General features: G+C 44.5%; 1 protein-coding gene. It reads left to right on the top strand.

Features of this window, described 5'->3' with window-relative positions; all coding sequences use genetic code 11:
- On the top strand, positions 1-713 hold a 713-nt coding region (locus UQ64_RS29180; RefSeq protein ID WP_060626932.1), incomplete at its 5' end, for an IS3 family transposase.
- Positions 714-741 lie beyond the last annotated feature (28 nt).

The raw sequence follows: 741 nt of genomic DNA, 5'->3' as shown, positions 1-741 counted from the left end.
ACGATAACAATCGACGCTATGGTGCCCCTAAGATCACAAAAAAATTGCGCCATGAGGGCTACAAGGTCACCGAGAGAACCGTTGGCTTGTATATGAAGGAGCTCGGTCTGCGTTCCTGTGTTTGCAAGAAATTCAAAATCCAAACGACGGATTCCAACCATAACTTGCCTATCGCACCCAATCTTTTGAATCAGCAGTTTAAAGTAAAGAGGCCTAACCAGGTTTGGGTTACCGACATTACCTACATTCCGTGTAGAGAGGGACGTCTTTATCTCGCAAGTGTGCTTGACCTATGTACGCGTGAGATTGTAGGCTGGCGCCTTCAGGACCGCATGACAACCGACTTAGTACTAGGAGCCCTACAAGATGCTTACGTAGCCAAGAAACCCAAGAAGGGGTTATTGCACCATTCTGACCGTGGAAGCCAATATGCATCCGAGGATTACCAAGAGCAACTTAAAACATACAAGATGAAAAGTAGCATGAGTCGCAAAGGAAATTGCTACGACAATGCATGCATAGAATCCTTTCACAGCATTCTGAAAAAGGAGCTTATTTACTGTAGCCCACGCTTTAAAACGAAACAACAAGCATACGACGAGATTTATAGCTATCTTGAGTTTTTTTACAATCGAAAACGAATCCACAGCGCGCTAGGCTATCTTTCGCCGGTACGGTTTGCTGCGCAATTTAATAAGAGAAAGGCAGTTTAATGGTGTCTACTTTCTTGACAGAGGTCCA

The organism is Paenibacillus etheri (assembly GCF_001012825.1).
GTDB lineage: Bacteria > Bacillota > Bacilli > Paenibacillales > Paenibacillaceae > Paenibacillus_AQ > Paenibacillus_AQ etheri.
The sequence above is the reverse complement of the archived record's forward strand: the minus strand, read 5'-3'. Positions and strand labels throughout refer to the sequence as shown.